Annotated in this window: 14 protein-coding genes; 4 read left to right on the top strand and 10 right to left on the bottom strand. The window is 71.1% G+C overall.

The window, feature by feature from the left end:
• Position 1: 1 nt before the first annotated feature.
• Positions 2-1,165 carry an MFS transporter gene (locus J0670_RS11045; RefSeq protein WP_243436851.1) on the top strand — a complete coding sequence of 388 codons (1,164 nt, stop codon included), beginning with the start codon at positions 2-4 and terminating at the stop codon, positions 1,163-1,165.
• Between the two features lie 52 nt (positions 1,166-1,217).
• On the opposite strand, the gene J0670_RS11040 is transcribed toward J0670_RS11045, so the two are convergent.
• Positions 1,218-1,562 carry a helix-turn-helix domain-containing protein gene (locus J0670_RS11040; RefSeq protein WP_207811308.1) on the bottom strand — a complete coding sequence of 115 codons (345 nt, stop codon included), beginning with the start codon at positions 1,560-1,562 and terminating at the stop codon, positions 1,218-1,220.
• Entirely contained in the window at positions 1,559-1,942 is a 384-nt protein-coding gene (locus J0670_RS11035) for a type II toxin-antitoxin system RelE/ParE family toxin (RefSeq protein ID WP_207811307.1), read from the bottom strand. Before J0670_RS11035 ends, J0670_RS11040 begins: the two co-directional genes overlap by 4 nt.
• Positions 1,943-2,161: 219 nt before the next feature.
• On the opposite strand from J0670_RS11035, the gene J0670_RS11030 reads away from it, so the two are divergent.
• Entirely contained in the window at positions 2,162-2,347 is a 186-nt protein-coding gene (locus J0670_RS11030; protein WP_207811306.1) for a hypothetical protein, read from the top strand.
• Positions 2,348-2,408: 61 nt separating this feature from the next.
• Here the strand turns inward: J0670_RS11030 and J0670_RS11025 are convergent, their stop codons facing one another.
• The 8 genes from J0670_RS11025 to J0670_RS10990 form a co-directional block, all read right to left on the bottom strand.
• Positions 2,409-3,686 carry a thymidine phosphorylase gene (locus J0670_RS11025; RefSeq protein ID WP_207811305.1) on the bottom strand — a complete coding sequence of 426 codons (1,278 nt, stop codon included), beginning with the start codon at positions 3,684-3,686 and terminating at the stop codon, positions 2,409-2,411.
• 95 nt (positions 3,687-3,781) lie between these two features.
• A complete protein-coding gene (locus J0670_RS11020) occupies positions 3,782-4,174 on the bottom strand; it encodes a cytidine deaminase (protein WP_207811304.1) in 393 nt (130 codons plus the stop codon).
• Complete coding sequence (locus J0670_RS11015; RefSeq protein ID WP_207811303.1) at positions 4,171-5,436, bottom strand: ABC transporter permease; 1,266 nt, start codon at positions 5,434-5,436, stop codon at positions 4,171-4,173. The genes J0670_RS11020 and J0670_RS11015 overlap by 4 nt, the downstream gene beginning before the upstream one ends.
• On the bottom strand, positions 5,433-6,590 hold the full coding sequence (locus J0670_RS11010; RefSeq protein WP_207811302.1) for an ABC transporter permease: 1,158 nt from the start codon (positions 6,588-6,590) through the stop codon (positions 5,433-5,435). Before J0670_RS11010 ends, J0670_RS11015 begins: the two co-directional genes overlap by 4 nt.
• Before the next feature lie 3 nt (positions 6,591-6,593).
• A complete protein-coding gene (locus J0670_RS11005; protein WP_243436852.1) occupies positions 6,594-8,120 on the bottom strand; it encodes an ABC transporter ATP-binding protein in 1,527 nt (508 codons plus the stop codon).
• Positions 8,121-8,468: 348 nt separating this feature from the next.
• Positions 8,469-9,530 (bottom strand): BMP family protein, encoded by a 1,062-nt coding sequence (locus J0670_RS11000; protein ID WP_207811301.1) that lies wholly within the window; start codon positions 9,528-9,530, stop codon positions 8,469-8,471.
• Positions 9,531-9,780: 250 nt separating this feature from the next.
• Entirely contained in the window at positions 9,781-11,040 is a 1,260-nt protein-coding gene (locus J0670_RS10995) for an amidohydrolase (RefSeq protein WP_207811300.1), read from the bottom strand.
• Between the two features lie 242 nt (positions 11,041-11,282).
• Entirely contained in the window at positions 11,283-12,881 is a 1,599-nt protein-coding gene (locus J0670_RS10990) for a methylmalonyl-CoA mutase (protein ID WP_207811299.1), read from the bottom strand.
• Between the two features lie 130 nt (positions 12,882-13,011).
• On the opposite strand from J0670_RS10990, the gene J0670_RS10985 reads away from it, so the two are divergent.
• A complete protein-coding gene (locus J0670_RS10985) occupies positions 13,012-13,752 on the top strand; it encodes an SDR family oxidoreductase (protein WP_207811298.1) in 741 nt (246 codons plus the stop codon).
• Between the two features lie 67 nt (positions 13,753-13,819).
• Complete coding sequence (locus J0670_RS10980; protein ID WP_207811297.1) at positions 13,820-15,454, top strand: alpha/beta hydrolase; 1,635 nt, start codon at positions 13,820-13,822, stop codon at positions 15,452-15,454.
• Positions 15,455-15,592 lie beyond the last annotated feature (138 nt).

The following is a 15,592-nucleotide window of genomic DNA, read 5'->3' as shown; positions in this document are numbered from 1 at the left end:
CCTGTTCGCCGCCGGGATCGCGACCTTCGTCCTGCTCTACTCCACCCAGGGCCTGCTGCCGATCCTCTCGGCCGACCTCGACCTCACTCCCGGCCAGGCCAGCTGGACGGCCTCCGCCGCCACCCTCGGCCTCGCCCTCGGGCTGCTCCCGGCCAGCGCGCTGTCCGACCGGTACGGCCGCACCGCGGTGATGACGGCCTCCGTCCTCGCCGCCTCCGCCCTCGCCGTCGCCCTGCCGTTCGCCCCCGACCTCACCACCCTCGTCGCCCTGCGCGTCCTCCAGGGCGCCGTCCTCGCCGGACTGCCCGCCACCGCGATGGCCTACCTCGCCGAAGAGGTCCACCCCAGCGCCCTGGCCTCCGCGATGGGCCTGTACGTGGCCGGCAACAGCATCGGCGGCATGGGCGGCCGACTGCTCTCCGGCTGGACCGCCGCCGCCCTCGGCTGGCGCTGGGGCCTGGCCGCCTCCGCCGTCCTCGCGCTGCTCGCCGCCCTCGTCTTCCGGCTGCTGATCCCCGCCGCCCGGCACTTCGCCCCGGCCCCGGTGGACGCCCGCGCGCTCGCCCGTACGGTCGGACGACACCTGCGCAACCCGCTGCTGGTGCGGCTGTACGCGCTGGGACTGCTGTTCATGGCCGTGTTCGGCGCGGTCTACAACACCGCCGGCTACCGGCTGATCGCCGCGCCGTTCCACCTGCCGGAGTCGGTCGCCGCCTCGATCTTCGTGGTCTACCTGGTCGGCACCGGCACCTCCGCCGCGGCCGGCCGCCTCTCCGCCCGCCTCGGCCGCCGCGGCGCCCTCTACGTCTCCATCGGCGTCACCGCCGCCGGCCTGCTGCTCTCCCTCGCCGAGTCCCTGCTCTGCGCCCTGCTCGGCCTGGTCCTGATCACCGCCGGCTTCTTCGCCGGCCACGCCACCGCCTCCTCCGCCGTCGGCCGCACCGCCACCGAGGGCCGCGCCCAGGCCTCCGCCCTCTACCTGATCGCCTACTACCTCGGCAACAGCCTCGGCGGCACCCTCGGCGCCGACGCCTACCACGCCACCGGCTGGCCCGGCGCCGCCACCGTCGGCCTCACCGCCATGACCCTCGCCGCCGCCGTCACCCTCTACGCCACCCACCAGGCCCACGCGGCCCGGCGCTCGACACCGGCTGTCCGAGCCTGAGCACACGAAGGAGCCTGCACCCGGCCCCCGGGTGCGGGCTCCTCGGCGGACTTCAGGCAGCCGGCGCCTGGAAACGGAGCTCTGGCTCCGAATCGGTGCCAGGCACCACGTGGATGTCCAGCTCCGCTTCCAGGACCACCGCCAGCTTTTCCAGCAGCGGCAGGGTGGGCACGGTACCAGCGCCCTCGATGCACTCGATGTCTTCCTCAGTCATGCCAGCGCGACGGGCCACCTCCGCCTCCGACAGCCCCAGCGCAGTGCGACGATCGTAGAGAGCCTGCCCGAATGCCCTGGCATAGCGCATTTCCAGCCGAAACGCAGCCATCTCCGGGCTCTCCTTCACCTGTTCACCCAACAGCTGGCGTGTGCGGCGGGTCTTCCACTGGGAGTGGTTCATCGCAGCTTTCCTTCCGGGACGATCCGGCTGAACTCTTCGTGGGCGGGCTCGTGCTCGGACTCGCAGATCTTCTGGGCCCACAGCGCCCGGGTGACCTGAGCAGTCTCCCTCATTCGCGTCTTGGTGAACACCGTCAGCAGGACGATCCGGCGCTCAGGCGCGAGCCAGTAAGTGATTCTCGTGGCCGCACGCCCCAGATCGAAGCGAAGCTCGCGCAATGGCCCACCCAGATGACGCGAGAGCGGCTCGCCAAGCGTCGTCGGGTGATCTGCCAAGTAATCGACGTGATCCTCGACGCTGGCATAGTGCCGCGGCGGAAGCGCGGTGAGCCAGTCGCGGACCTCAGGTTCAATCTCGACCGTGAAGCGGTCAACTTCCATGTGCGGCAGCGTAAACCACACTGCCACACAAGGCGTAATTACATGACTACATAATGCGATCACGTTGCATCAGGCCCACACGGCCCGCCAGGCGGTCGCGGACGCTTGATAGTCACCATCGCTACACTCCGGGATATGGGCATCGCCGTCGGGCCGTGGACCCTCGACACAAGCGTCCTGCGGACGTACGTCTGATCCCCAAATGGGCGGACTTTCCCCATGGCAGACCTCAAGCGCCGTCAAAGCCCCCGCCGGGGCCTGCGGATGAAGAAGGTGCAGGGCCTCCCGGATGTCTGGAAGACGACCGGGGCCCGGGCAGCCGAGCGACCCTCAGCTACGGAAGACGGCGAACCCCACATCGTCTGGCGCCGGATCGGCACCCACGACATCTTCGGCCGCCCCTGAGCGGCGAAAACGCGGAGCCGCCCGCCGGTGTGCACCGGCGGGCGGCTCATTCATGCAGCACTCAGGCGATGCGGTCGAGGACGATCGGGTTCGGGGTGAACTCCGTACCGGCCGGGGCGACCTCGATGCCGCCGGCGAGGGCCTCGATGGCGTAGTCGTAGCGCTCCGGGGTGTCGGTGTGGAGGGTCAGCAGGGGCTGGCCGGCCACGACGGTGTCGCCGGGCTTGGCGTGCATCTCGACGCCGGCGCCGGCCTGGACCGGGTCCTCCTTGCGGGCGCGGCCGGCGCCCAGGCGCCAGGCGCAGACGCCGATCGCGTAGGCGTCCAGCGTGGTGAGCACGCCGGAGGCGGGCGCGGGGATGACGTGCTGCTCGCGGGCGACCGGGAGCGGGGCGTCGACGTCGCCGCCCTGGGCGGCGATCATGCGGCGCCAGTGGTCCATCGCGGAGCCGTCCCGCAGCGCGTCGGCCGGGTCCTTGCCCTGCACGCCGGCCGCGGCGAGCATCTCACGGGCGAGCGCGAGGGTGAGCTCGACGACGTCGGCCGGGCCGCCGCCGGCCAGCACCTCCAGGGACTCGCGGACCTCCAGGGCGTTGCCCGCGGTGAGGCCGAGCGGGGTGGACATGTCGGTGAGCAGGGCGACGGTGTTGACCCCGGCGGTGGTGCCCAGGCCGACCATGGTGCGGGCGAGTTCGCGGGCGTCGTCCAGGTTCTTCATGAAGGCGCCGGAGCCGACCTTGACGTCCAGGACCAGCGCGCCGGTGCCCTCGGCGATCTTCTTGGACATGATCGAGGAGGCGATCAGCGGGATGGCCTCGACGGTGCCGGTGACGTCGCGCAGCGCGTACAGCTTCTTGTCGGCGGGCGCGAGGCCGTCACCGGCCGCGCAGATCACCGAGCCGGTGGAGCGCAGCACGTCCAGCATCTCGTCGTTGGAGAGCAGGGCGCGCCAGCCCGGGATGGACTCCAGCTTGTCGAGGGTGCCGCCGGTGTGGCCGAGGCCGCGGCCGGACAGCTGCGGGACAGCCGCGCCGCAGGCGGCGACCAGCGGGGCGAGCGGGAGGGTGATCTTGTCGCCGACGCCGCCGGTGGAGTGCTTGTCGCTGGTGGGCAGCGGCAGCGAGGAGAAGTCCATCCGCACGCCGGAGCGGATCATGGCGTCGGTCCAGCGGCTGATCTCGCGCGGGTTCATGCCGTTCAGCAGGATCGCCATGGCCAGCGCGGACATCTGCTCGTCGGCGACCTCGCCGCGGGTGTAGGCGTCGATGACCCAGTCGATCTGAGCGTCGCTCAGCTCTCCGCGATCGCGCTTGGTCCTGATGACGGAGATGGCGTCCATGCGTGCTCCAAGAGGGGTTTCAAAAGCGAAGAGTGTCGCGAGATGACCGGGTCCGGCCCACTCGCGACACTCTACGCGCGTAACAGAATCAGAGGCTAGAGCCGCTCCGGCCCGAACGCGTCGGGCAGGACCTCGCTCATCGGCTTGATGCCCGAGGGCAGTTCGACCAGCAGTTCCGGCCCGCCGTGCTCGTACAGCAGCTGGCGGCAGCGCCCGCACGGCATCAGCAGTTCGCCCGCGCCGTCGACGCAGGTGAAGGCGACCAGCCGACCGCCGCCGGAGGCGTGCAGCGCGGACACCAGCCCGCACTCGGCGCACAGCCCCAGCCCGTACGAGGCGTTCTCCACGTTGCAGCCGCTGACCAACCGGCCGTCGTCCACCAACGCGGCCGCGCCGACCGGGAATCCGCTGTACGGGGCGTACGCGCGGGCCATCGCCTCGCGCGCCGCCTCGCGCAGCCGCTCCCAGTCGATCGCGGGGGCCGTCACTTGCCCTGGCCCTTGCGGTAGACCTGACCGTCCGCCTTGGGCATCCGCAGCCGCTGCGAGGCCAGCGAGAGCACCACCAGGGTGATCAGGTACGGCGTCGCGACGATCAGCGGGCGCTGCACCTCGTCGGTCAGCGCGTACCACGCGGCCAGACCGCCGGCCACCACGAAGGAGATCACCGTCGCGGTGTACTTGCGGCGGTACAGCTGCCAGAGGGCGAACAGCGCCATCGCGATCGCGACGATCAGGATCAGCACGTGCACCGACTCCGGGTCGCGCAGCTGGAGGCTGTCGGTGAAGCCGAACAGGCCGGCGCCCATGGCGAGGCCGCCGGGCATCCAGTTGCCGAAGATCATCGCGGCGAGGCCGATGAAGCCGCGGCCGAGGGTCTGGCCGTCCTTGTAGAAGTGCGCGGCGACCAGCGAGAGGTACGCACCGCCGAGGCCCGCGAAGGCACCGGAGGCGACGACCGCCATGTACTTGTACTTGTAGACGTTGACACCCAGCGACTCGGCCGCGGTCGGGTTCTCACCGCAGGAGCGCAGCCGCAGGCCGAACACCGTGCGCCAGAGCGCGAAGTAGCTGACCACGATCAGCACACCGGCCAACAGGACGACCACCGAGATGTTGGTGACCAGACCGCCGAGCACACCCGCGACGTCCGAGACGAAGAACCAGTGGTGGCCTTCGATGTCCTTCAGCCAGGAGGACAGACCCGGGACGGTGATGTACGGCAGCGGATCCGCCGGCGGGGACTGGTTCTGCCCGGCGCCCGCCGAGATGTAGTCCTTGTAGTAGATCCGGTTGACGTACGCGCAGATGCCGGGGATCAGCAGGTTGATGCCGACGCCGGAGACGATGTGGTCGACGCCGAAGGTGACGGTGACGACGGCGTGCAGCAGACCGCCGAGCGCACCGCCGAGCATGCCGGCCAGCAGGCCGAACCACGGGTTGACGAGGTAGCCCGCCCAGGCACCGCAGAAGGTGCCGGCGACCATCATGCCTTCGAGACCGATGTTGACCACACCGGCCCGCTCGGACCAGAGGCCGCCCAGACCGGCCATGCCGATCGGCACGGCGGCGCTGAGCGCGGCGGTGACCTGCCCGGAGGAGGTCAGCGAGTGGTTGCCGGTGGCCAGGCCCACGGCGGAGAACAGCACCAGGGCGCCCGCGATCAGGAGCAGGACCACCGGCCAGGACAGCTTGCGCTTCTTCGCGGGCGCGCCCGACGCCTTCGGGCGCGCAGCGGTGGCCGTGCTCATGCGGACACCTCCTTCTTCTCAGTGGCCGCGGCGGCCTGAGCGGCGAGCTGGGCGCCGACCCGCTTCTGCTGGCGGGTCAGACCGTAGCGGCGCACCAGCTCGTACGCGACGACGACGCAGATGACGATGGTGCCCTCCATGACGCTGACGATCTCGAAGGGGAAACCGCCCTGAAGTGGCAGCACCGAGCCGGTGACGTCGAGGAAGGCGAACAGCAGCGCCGCGAAGGCCATGCCGATCGGGCTGTTGCGGCCGAGCAGGGCGACCGAGATGCCCAGGAACCCGAGGCCGGGCTGGAAGCTCTGGCCGTAGTAGTACGAGTTCTGCAGCAGTTCGGGCAGGCCGATCAGACCGGCGATGGCGCCCGAGGCCACCATCGAGATGACGACCATCCGCTTGACGTTCACGCCGGAGGCGGTCGCCGCGGACTCCGAGCGGCCGGTGGCGCGCAGGTCGAAGCCGAAGCGGGTGCGGGTCAGCACGAACTGGAAGGCCACGCCGACCAGGGCGGCGACGAAGATGAAGCCCCAGAGCGTGCCACCGGCCGTCTCCATGGAGAAGAAGTGGCTGGACTGCGAGATCGGCTCGGTCTGGATCGAGTTGCTGGTGCTGCTGACCTTCGGCGCGAAGATGCCGGGCACCAGCAGCAGGCCGACGATCGCGACCGCGATCGAGTTCAGCATGATGGTCGAGATGACCTCGCTGACGCCGCGGTAGACCTTCAGCAGACCGGCGATGCTCGCGTAGAGGCCACCGACCACCATGGCGGTGACCAGCAGCAGCGGGATCTGGATGAAGGCCGGCAGGTCGACCTTGGCGCCGACGAAGGCCGCGAACAGCGCCGCGACCTTGTACTGGCCCTCGACGCCGATGTTGAACAGGTTCATCCGGAACCCGAACGCGGCGGCCGCGGCGGCCAGGTAGTAGGTGGTGGTCCGGTTGAGGATGCCCACCTGGCCGTCCGACTTGCTGGCGTACGTGATCATCACGTTCCACGCGTCGAACGGGTTCTTGCCCGAGGTCGCCAGCAGGACGGAGCAGATCGCGACGGACAGCAGGACGGCGAGCACCGGCGCCGCCAGTGCGAGCACGATCCGCTCACCGCTGATCCGCTGCGCCAGGCTGCGCTTGGCGGCGGGGTTGGGACTGGTCATGGGTTACTCCCCCGCCTGCGGGTCGTCGGCGGTGTCGGTGTGCGGGTGCTCGTCCTCGGCCTCGGTGCCCTCCGCCGCGACGGCCTGCGCCTCGGCGACGGCCTCCGACTCGGACTCCAGGTGACCGCTGGCGGCACCGGTCATCGCGGTGCCCAGGTCCTCGGCGGTGACGGTGGCCGGGTCGGCGTCGGCGACCAGGCGGCCGCGGTAGATGACCCGGATGGTGTCGGAGAGGCCGATCAGCTCGTCCAGGTCGGCGGAGATCAGCAGGACGGCGAGGCCCTCCCGCTGGGCGGACCGGATGTGCTCCCAGATCTGCGCCTGCGCGCCGACGTCCACGCCGCGGGTGGGGTGGGCGGCGATCAGCAGCTTGGGCTGGTGGCTCATCTCGCGGCCGATGATCAGCTTCTGCTGGTTGCCGCCGGAGAGCGAGGCCGCGGTGACCTCGATGCCGGGGGTGCGGACGTCGTACTGCTCGACGATCCGCCAGGTGTCCGTACGGGCGGCGGCCGGGTCGAGCAGCAGGCCCTTGGAGTTGGGCGCCTCGGTGACGTGGCCGAGGATCCGGTTCTCCCAGAGCGGGGCCTCCAGCAGCAGGCCGTGCCGGTGGCGGTCCTCGGGGATGTAGCCGATGCCGGCCTCGCGGCGGGCCCGGGTGAGGGTGCCGGAGAGGTCCTTGCCGTCCAGGGTGACGGTGCCGCCGTCCAGCGGCAGCATGCCCATGATCGCCTCGACCAGTTCGGCCTGGCCGTTGCCCTCGACGCCCGCGATGCCGAGGATCTCGCCCTTGTGGATGCGCAGCGAGATGTCGTCCAGGACGACGCGCTCAATGCCCTCGGCGTCGGTCTTGGCGATCCGCAGGTCCTCGACGTCGAGCATCACGGTGTCGGTGACGGTCGACTCGCGGCTCTCCGGGGAGGGCAGCTCGGCACCGACCATCAGCTCGGCGAGCTGGCGGGCGGTGACGGCCTTCGGGTCCGCGTCGCCGACCGTGGTGCCGCGCCGGATGACGCTGATCGCGTCGGCCACCGCCAGCACCTCGTGCAGCTTGTGCGAGATGAAGATGACGGTGACGCCCTCGGCCTTGAGCTCGCGCAGGTTGTCGAACAGCGCGTCGACCTCCTGCGGCACGAGGACGGCCGTGGGCTCGTCGAGGATCAGGATCTTGGCGCCGCGGTACAGCACCTTGAGGATCTCGACGCGCTGGCGGTCGGCGACGCCGAGGTCCTCGACCAGGGCGTCCGGGCGCACGCCCAGGCCGTACTGGTCGGAGATCTCCTTGATCTTCGCCTTCGCCCTGGCCCCGATGCCGTGGAGCTTCTCGCCGCCGAGGACGACGTTCTCCCACACCGTGAGGTTGTCGGCGAGCATGAAGTGCTGGTGCACCATGCCGATGCCGCGGGAGATGGCGTCGCCGGGGGTGTTGAACTCGCACGGCTCGCCGTTGATCGCGATGGTGCCCTCGTCCGGCTTCTGCATGCCGTAGAGGATCTTCATCAGCGTCGACTTGCCGGCGCCGTTCTCGCCCATCAGGGCGTGCACGGTGCCCTGGCGGACGGTGAGGTTGATGTCGTGGTTGGCCACGACGCCGGGGAAGCGCTTGGTGATGCCGCGCAGTTCGACGGCCGGTGTCGCCGTCCCCGCGCTGGGGTTGCCGTCCTTGCGCAGGGGGACGGGGTCTGATGCGGTGATGGCGGTCTCCTGGTGGTCTGGAGGCGCGTCGTTGCGCTCGGAGGGCCAAGGGGTGAACGGGGGGACGGAACGGGGCCCGGGGGTACGCCTTGAGCGCACCCTGCCGGGCCCCTCCCGTGAACTGTGTCGATCGTCGAGCTGCCGGACAGGCGGCAGCCGCTGGTCGCGCCCGAGGGCGCGCGGGCCTTACTGGGCGGCCGGCGCGGTCGGGATGGTGGTGGCGCCGCTCTTGATGGCGTCGGCGGCGGCCTTCAGCTTGTCCTGGATGTCGTCGATCTTGCCGCCGGTGGTGGCGAGCGACACACCGTCGGACTTCAGGTCGAAGAGCTTGATGCCGGTGAACGGCGCGCCCTTCTTGACCGAGTCGATGTAGGCGTAGACCGCGTTGTCGACGTTCTTGACCATCGAGGTCATGATGCTGTTCTTGTACTTCGCCAGGGCCGGCTGGTTGGCCTGGTCGGAGTCGACGCCGATGGCCAGGGCGCCCTGCTTGTTGGCGACGGCCTCGATGGCGCCGTTGCCGGAGGAGCCGGCGGCGGCGTAGATGACGTCCGCGCCCTTGTCGAGCTGGCCCTGCGCGGCCTCCTTGCCCTTGTCGGGCGAGGCGAAGCCGGTGAAGTCCGGCGGGGTGGTCAGGTAGGTGGTCTCGACCTGGATGCTCGGGTCGACGGACTTCACACCCGCCTTGTAGCCGGCCTCGAACTTCTTGATCAGCTCGGACTGCACACCGCCGATGAAGCCGACGTGCTTGCTGTGGCTCTTGTTCGCGGCGGCGACACCGGCCAGGTACGAACCCTCCTGCTCGGCGAAGAGCAGCGAGGTGACGTTGGACGGCTGGTCCTTGTCGTTCGAGTCGATGATCGCGAACTTGACGTTCGGGTTGTCCTTGGCGACCTTGTTGACCGCCGGCTGGTACACGAAGCCGACCGCGACGATCGTCTTGTAGCCCGCGTCGATCAGGTTCTTGAGACGGGTCTCCTTGTCGGCCTCGGCCTCGCCCTGCTTGGCCTCGGCCTCGGTCACGGAGACGCCCAGGTCCGACTTGGCCTTGTCCAGACCACGAGCGGCGGAGTCGTTGAACGACTGGTCGCCACGGCCGCCGATGTCGTAGGCCATGCCGACCTTGAGCGAGTCGGACGACCCCGAGGAGGCGTTGTTGTCGGTGCTCTTTGCGCCGCAAGCGGCGAGCGAGGCCATGCCCAGGGAACCCGAGAGCACAACCGCGGCGAGCTTCATTGAACGGCGCAAGGGAGTATCTCCTTCTAACACGCAACCGTTTGGCGTGATCGGACGCCACCGTAACGCGCGTAGAACACGGTTGTGTTACGGGGTGCCGGAGCGTTCGGGTTGTTATCAAACCGTGGTCTGAAGGGTCGCCCCGAGGCTCTTTTCCCGTGCGCCGACGGCGATCCGAGACTTGGTCCGGCTCAGTTTACGGAACCGGTCCGAGCCTCCGGATCTCGACGGTTCGATCACGTGTCGATCGCATACTCCCTGGTCACGGCCGGTCCGGGTCGTCCTCCAGAGCCAGAGCCGCGAACAGCTCCACCCCGACGCCGATCGCCCGCTCGTCCACGTCGAACCGGCCCTGGTGCAGATCCCGGACGGTGGGGTCGCCGGGGGCGCGCACCCCGAGTCGGGCCAGCGCGCCCGGGGCGTGCTCCAGGTACCAGGAGAAGTCCTCGCCGCCCAGGCTCTGTTCGGTGCCCTCCACCACCTGGCCACCGTCCCGGCCGAAGCGGGCGGTCATCGCCGCCTCCAGCCGCGCCACCGAGACCGCCTCGTTCACCACCGGCGGCACCCCGCGGTGGTAGTCCAGCGTCCACTTGGCCCGGTAGGTCTCGGCGAGCTTGGCGATCAGCTCGTGCAGCAGGTCCGGCGCCTCGCGCCAGCCGTCCAGCTCCAGGCAGCGGACGGTGCCCTCCAGTTCGGCGTGCTGCGGGATGACGTTCGGCGCGGAGCCGGAGGCGATCCGGCCCCAGACCAGGCTGACGCCCCAGCGCGGATCCATCCGGCGGGCCAGCGCACCCGGCAGGTCGGCGGCCGCCCTGGCGACCGCCGTCACCAGATCGGTGGTCAGGTGCGGGCGGGCGGTGTGCCCGCCGGGGCCGTCCAGGTGCAGCACCAGGCGGTCGCAGGCCGAGGTGATCGCGCCGACCCGCAGGGCGATCCGGCCGACCTCCACCTTCGGGTCGCAGTGCACCGCGAAGATCCGGCCGACGCCCTCCATCCCACCGGCGCTGATGACGTCCAGCGCACCGCCCGGCATGACCTCCTCGGCGGGCTGGAACACCAGCCGGACCGGGCGGCGCAGTTCGCCGGTGCGGACGGCCTCGGCGAGCACCAGGCCGAGACCGAGCACCACCGAGGTGTGCACGTCGTGGCCGCAGGCGTGGGCCCGGCCGGGGACGGTCGAGCGGTACGGCACCTCGGTCTTGGCGTCGTCGATCGGCAGCGCGTCGATGTCGGCGCGGAAGGCCAGGAACTCGGTGCCCGGGGCGGTGCCGGGCGGGACGACGTCCACCAGCAGGCCGGTGCCACCGGGCAGCACCCGCGGCTCCAGGCCCGCCGCGACCAGCCGGTCGCGCAGCAGGTTGGTGGTGCGGAACTCCTGGCGCCCCAGCTCCGGGTGCCGGTGCAGATCACGGCGGAAGGCGATCAGCTCGGGCTCCAGCCTCCTCACCCTGTCGCGCAGTTCGGCGGTGGGGCGTGCGGCGGCGAGAGTGGCGCCCGACTGGGTGGGCTCAGGACGGTTCATCTCCCCAATCGTAGGCCTGTTGGGGGGATTTGGCCCGACTTCCGGAAAACTAGTCCCCGGATGGGCGCATACCGGCTGGACAGGTGGGTATGACATCTCGTTTCGGCCGCCCTTCCCCGAGTTGTTGCCCAGTGCAACGATCCACCGGGACGGCGGTCACGCCCGTCACCCACACGATGGACTCGGCGGGTTGACGCCCACTCAACCGGACGGTGTCGGGGCGGCGACCCGGGAGCGACGACTCAGAACCGCTCCACCGGGACGTACGTCCCCCACACCCCGCGCAGCGCGTCGCACACCTCGCCGACGGTGGCCCGGGCGGCCAGCGCCTCCTTCATCGGGTACAGCACGTTCTCCGGTCCCTCGGCGGTGCGGCGCAGCGCGTCCAACGCCCGGGCGACGGCGGTCGAGGAGCGCTCCGCCCGCAGCCGTACCAGCCGCTCGGCCTGCCGCCGCTCGATCTCCGGGTCCACCCGCAGCGGCTGGTACGGCTCCTCCTCGTCCAGCCGGAAGCGGTTGACCCCGACCACCGTCCGCTCGCCGGAGTCGGTCTCCTGCTGGAGGCGGTAGGCGGTGCGCTCGATCTCGCCCTTCTGGAAGCCCTGTTCGATCGCGGCCACCGCGCCGCCGTACTCCTCGACGCGGGCCATCAGCGCCAGCGCGGCGGCCTCCACCCGGTCGGTCAGCGACTCGACCGCGTAGGAGCCGGCGAAGGGGTCGACGGTGGCCGTCACGTCGGTCTCGTGGGCGAGCACCTGCTGGGTGCGCAGGGCGAGGCGGGCGGCCTTCTCGGTGGGCAGCGCGATCGCCTCGTCGAAGCTGTTGGTGTGCAGCGACTGGGTGCCGCCGAGCACCGCGGCGAGGGCCTGCACCGAGACCCGGACCAGGTTCACCTCGGGCTGCTGGGCGGTGAGCTGCACCCCGGCGGTCTGGGTGTGGAAGCGCAGCATCAGCGAGCGCGGGTCGCGGGCGCCGAACTCCTCGCGCATGATCCGGGCCCAGATCCGGCGCGCGGCACGGAACTTGGCGACCTCCTCCAGCAGGGTGGTGCGGGCCACGAAGAAGAAGGAGAGCCGGGGGGCGAAGTCGTCCACGGCCATTCCGGCGGCGAGCGCGGTGCGGACGTAGGCGATGCCGTTGGCCAGGGTGAAGGCGATCTCCTGCGCGGGGTCGGCCCCCGCCTCGGCCATGTGGTAGCCGGAGATGGAGATGGTGTTCCAGCGCGGGATCTCGGCCCGGCAGTACCGGAACACGTCCGCGACCAGCCGCAGCGAGGGCTGCGGCGGGAAGATGTAGGTGCCGCGGGCGATGTACTCCTTCAGCACGTCGTTCTGGACCGTGCCGGTGAGCGCGGAGGCCGCCACCCCCTGGGCCTCGCCGACCAGTTGGTAGAGGAGCAGGAGCAGCGCGGCGGGCGCGTTGATGGTCATCGAGGTGGACACCCCGCCGAGCGGGATGCCGTCGAACAGCACCGCCATGTCCTCGACGCCGTCCACGGCCACGCCGACCTTGCCGACCTCCCCGGCGGCGAGCGGCGCGTCCGAGTCGTAGCCCATCTGGGTGGGCAGGTCGAAGGCCACCGAGAGGCCGGTGCCGCCGCCCGCGATCAGTTGCCGGTAGCGGGCGTTGGACTCGGCGGCGGTGCCGAAGCCCGCGTACTGGCGCATCGTCCACGGCCTGCCCGTGTACATCGTCGGGTAGACGCCCCGGGTGTACGGGTACTCCCCCGGCCGGCCCAGCCGGGTGGCCGGATCCCAGCCGGCCAGCGCCTCGGGGCCGTACAGCGGCTCGATCGGGAAGCCGGATTCGGAGAGACGGTCGGGGCGCGGCTCGGCTGCCATGGGTCCCTCCACGGGGATCGGCGACTGGGAGCTGGTCGATCCTCGCAATGTAGAACGCCACCGGGCGGCGGGGCCGCAGACGCGGTTGAGATGATCGGGTGAACGACCGATGAGCCCCCAGGGAGTGGCAATGACCGAGCAGAAGGTGGCCGTGGTCACCGGTGCCAGCAGCGGAATCGGCGCGGCGACCGCCCGCCGGCTGGCCGCCGAGGGCTTCGACGTGGTGCTGACCGCCCGCAGGACGGACCGGATCGAGGCGCTGGCCAAGGAGATCGGCGGCCGCGCCCACACCCTGGACGTCACCGACCGGGCCGCCGTGGACGCCTTCGCGGCCGGGATCGGCCGGGTGGACGTGCTGGTGAACAACGCCGGCGGCGCGATCGGCGCCGAGAGCGTCGAGCACGGCGACCCGGCCGACTGGCGGGCCATGTACGAGGTGAACGTGCTCGGCGTGCTGCACATGACCCAGGCGCTGCTGCCCGCCCTGCGCGCCACCGGCGACGGCACCGTGCTGGTGCTGTCCTCGACCGCCGCGCTGGCCGCGTACGAGGGCGGCGGCGGGTACGTCGCCGCCAAGCACGCCGCGCACACCATCGCGGCGACGCTGCGGCTGGAGCTGTGCGGGGAGCCGATCCGGGTGATCGAGATCGCGCCCGGCATGGTGAAGTCCGAGGGCTTCGCGGTCACCCGCTACCGCGGTGACGAGGAGAAGGCCGCGGCCGTGTACGCGGGCGTGGCCGAGCCGCTGACCTCGGAGGACATCGCGGACACCGTGGCGTGGGCGGTCACCCGGCCCTCGCACGTGAACATCGACCTGCTGGTGGTCCGCCCCCGGGCGCAGGCCGCCAACCACAAGGTCCACCGCGGCTGACCCGAACGGGTACAAGGCCCGGGGGGTCAAGATCGAACGTGTCCTGACCGAGTGGTACACACATGCGATGAAGACCTTCCGGGCCGCCCGCCCCCGCGTCCTGCTGACCGCGCTCGCGGCAGGCACCCTGCTCCTCACCGCCGCCTGCGACGGGACCACCGGGCCGGCCCGCGACAAGGCCGCCGACGCCGCCCCGGGCCCGACGACCACCGCCGCGTCCAAGCCCTCCGGTGAGGCCGACCCGGCGCTCGCGCTCTTCTACGGCCAGCAGATCGGCTGGGGCTCCTGCCCCTCCGACGGGACCGCCGAGGGTGAGGACGAGGCCGACCTCTCCACGATGCGGTGCGGAAAGCTGCACGTCCCGCTCGACTACGCCCACCCCGCCGCCGACGCGATCGACCTGGCGCTGGTCAAGTACCCGGCCGCCAAGCCCGATCAGCGGATCGGCTCGCTGATGGTCAACCCGGGCGGCCCCGGCGGCTCCGGCGTCGACATGGTCAGGTCCGGTGCCAAGGAGTTCGCCGGCGCCCTGCACGACCGCTTCGACGTGATCGGCTTCGACCCGCGCGGCACCGGCGCCAGCTCGCCGGTGCTCTGCCTGGACGACAAGCGGCGCGACGAGCAGTCCCAGGTGGACGAGCCGCTGGACCCGGCCGCCCGCAAGGCCTCCTCCGACCGGCAGAACGCCGAGTACATCGCCGCCTGCCAGGCCAGGTCCGGCAAGCTGCTGCCCTTCGTCGGCACCCGCAACACCGCCCGCGACCTGGACGTGCTGCGCGCCGCCGTCGGCGACCGGAAGCTCAACTACCTCGGCGTCTCGTACGGCACCTACCTGGGCTCGCTGTACGCCGAGGAGTTCCCGCAGAACACCGGCCGGCTCGTCCTGGACGGCGCCGTCGACCCGGCCGCCGACAACCTGGACTCCGTGGTCAAGCAGCGGATCGGCTTCGAGACCTCCTTCCGGCGCTTCGCCGCCGACTGCGCCGAGAACCACGCCGACGAGTGCCCGCTCGGCACAGACTCCGCCCTCGCCGCCACCAGGGCCGCCGACTTCCTGGACGGCCTGGCCGACCACCCGCTGCCCACCAGGGACGGCCGCAAGGTCGGCCGCGACCTGGCCTGGAACGGCGTCACCGCGGCCCTCTACGGCGACCAGACCCAGTCCTGGCAGTACCTGCGGGTCGGCCTCGGCATGGCGATGACCATGAAGCGCGGCGACATGCTGCTGGCCTACTCCGACAGCTACCGGGAGCGCGACGAGAACGGCCACTACTCGCCGATGGAGTCCGCGCACGCCGCGATCAGCTGCGCCGACGGCGCGGCGCCGGCGCCCTCCCCCGAACGCGCCCGGGCCGTGGCCGAGGAGCTCCAGGAGAAGGCCCCGCTGATGAACCGGGGCGTCGCGACCGAGGACTTCACCGAGGCGTCCTGCAAGGGCTGGCCGTACCAGTCCCCCGAGAAGCCGCACACCATCCGGGCCGAGGGCGCCGCGCCGATCCTGGTGGTCGGCACCACCGGCGACCCGGCCACCCCGTACTCCTCGGCCGAGACGCTGGCCAAGGGCTTCGCGAAGGCCACCCTGCTCACCCTGGTGGGCGAGGGCCACGGCGCCTTCGGCAAGGGCAACGCCTGCATCGACCAGGCGATGCAGGCCTACCTGACCGAGGGCACCATGCCGGCCGAGGGGACCCGCTGCTCCTGAGCCGCGCCACGGCCGGGGCGGGTGAGGAACGGGGAGGGCGGTGACACGAAAGTGTCAACGTCACAACTTGATAGCTCGTCCGGATGAATTCCGCGTGCGCCCTCCCCAACTGATGACGGCTCAACTACCTTTGAACCA

It is taken from the genome of Streptomyces sp. FH025 (assembly GCF_017427025.1).
Taxonomy (GTDB): domain Bacteria; phylum Actinomycetota; class Actinomycetes; order Streptomycetales; family Streptomycetaceae; genus Kitasatospora.
Note: the sequence above shows the minus strand (reverse complement) of the source record. Positions and strands in the feature narration are given on the sequence as shown.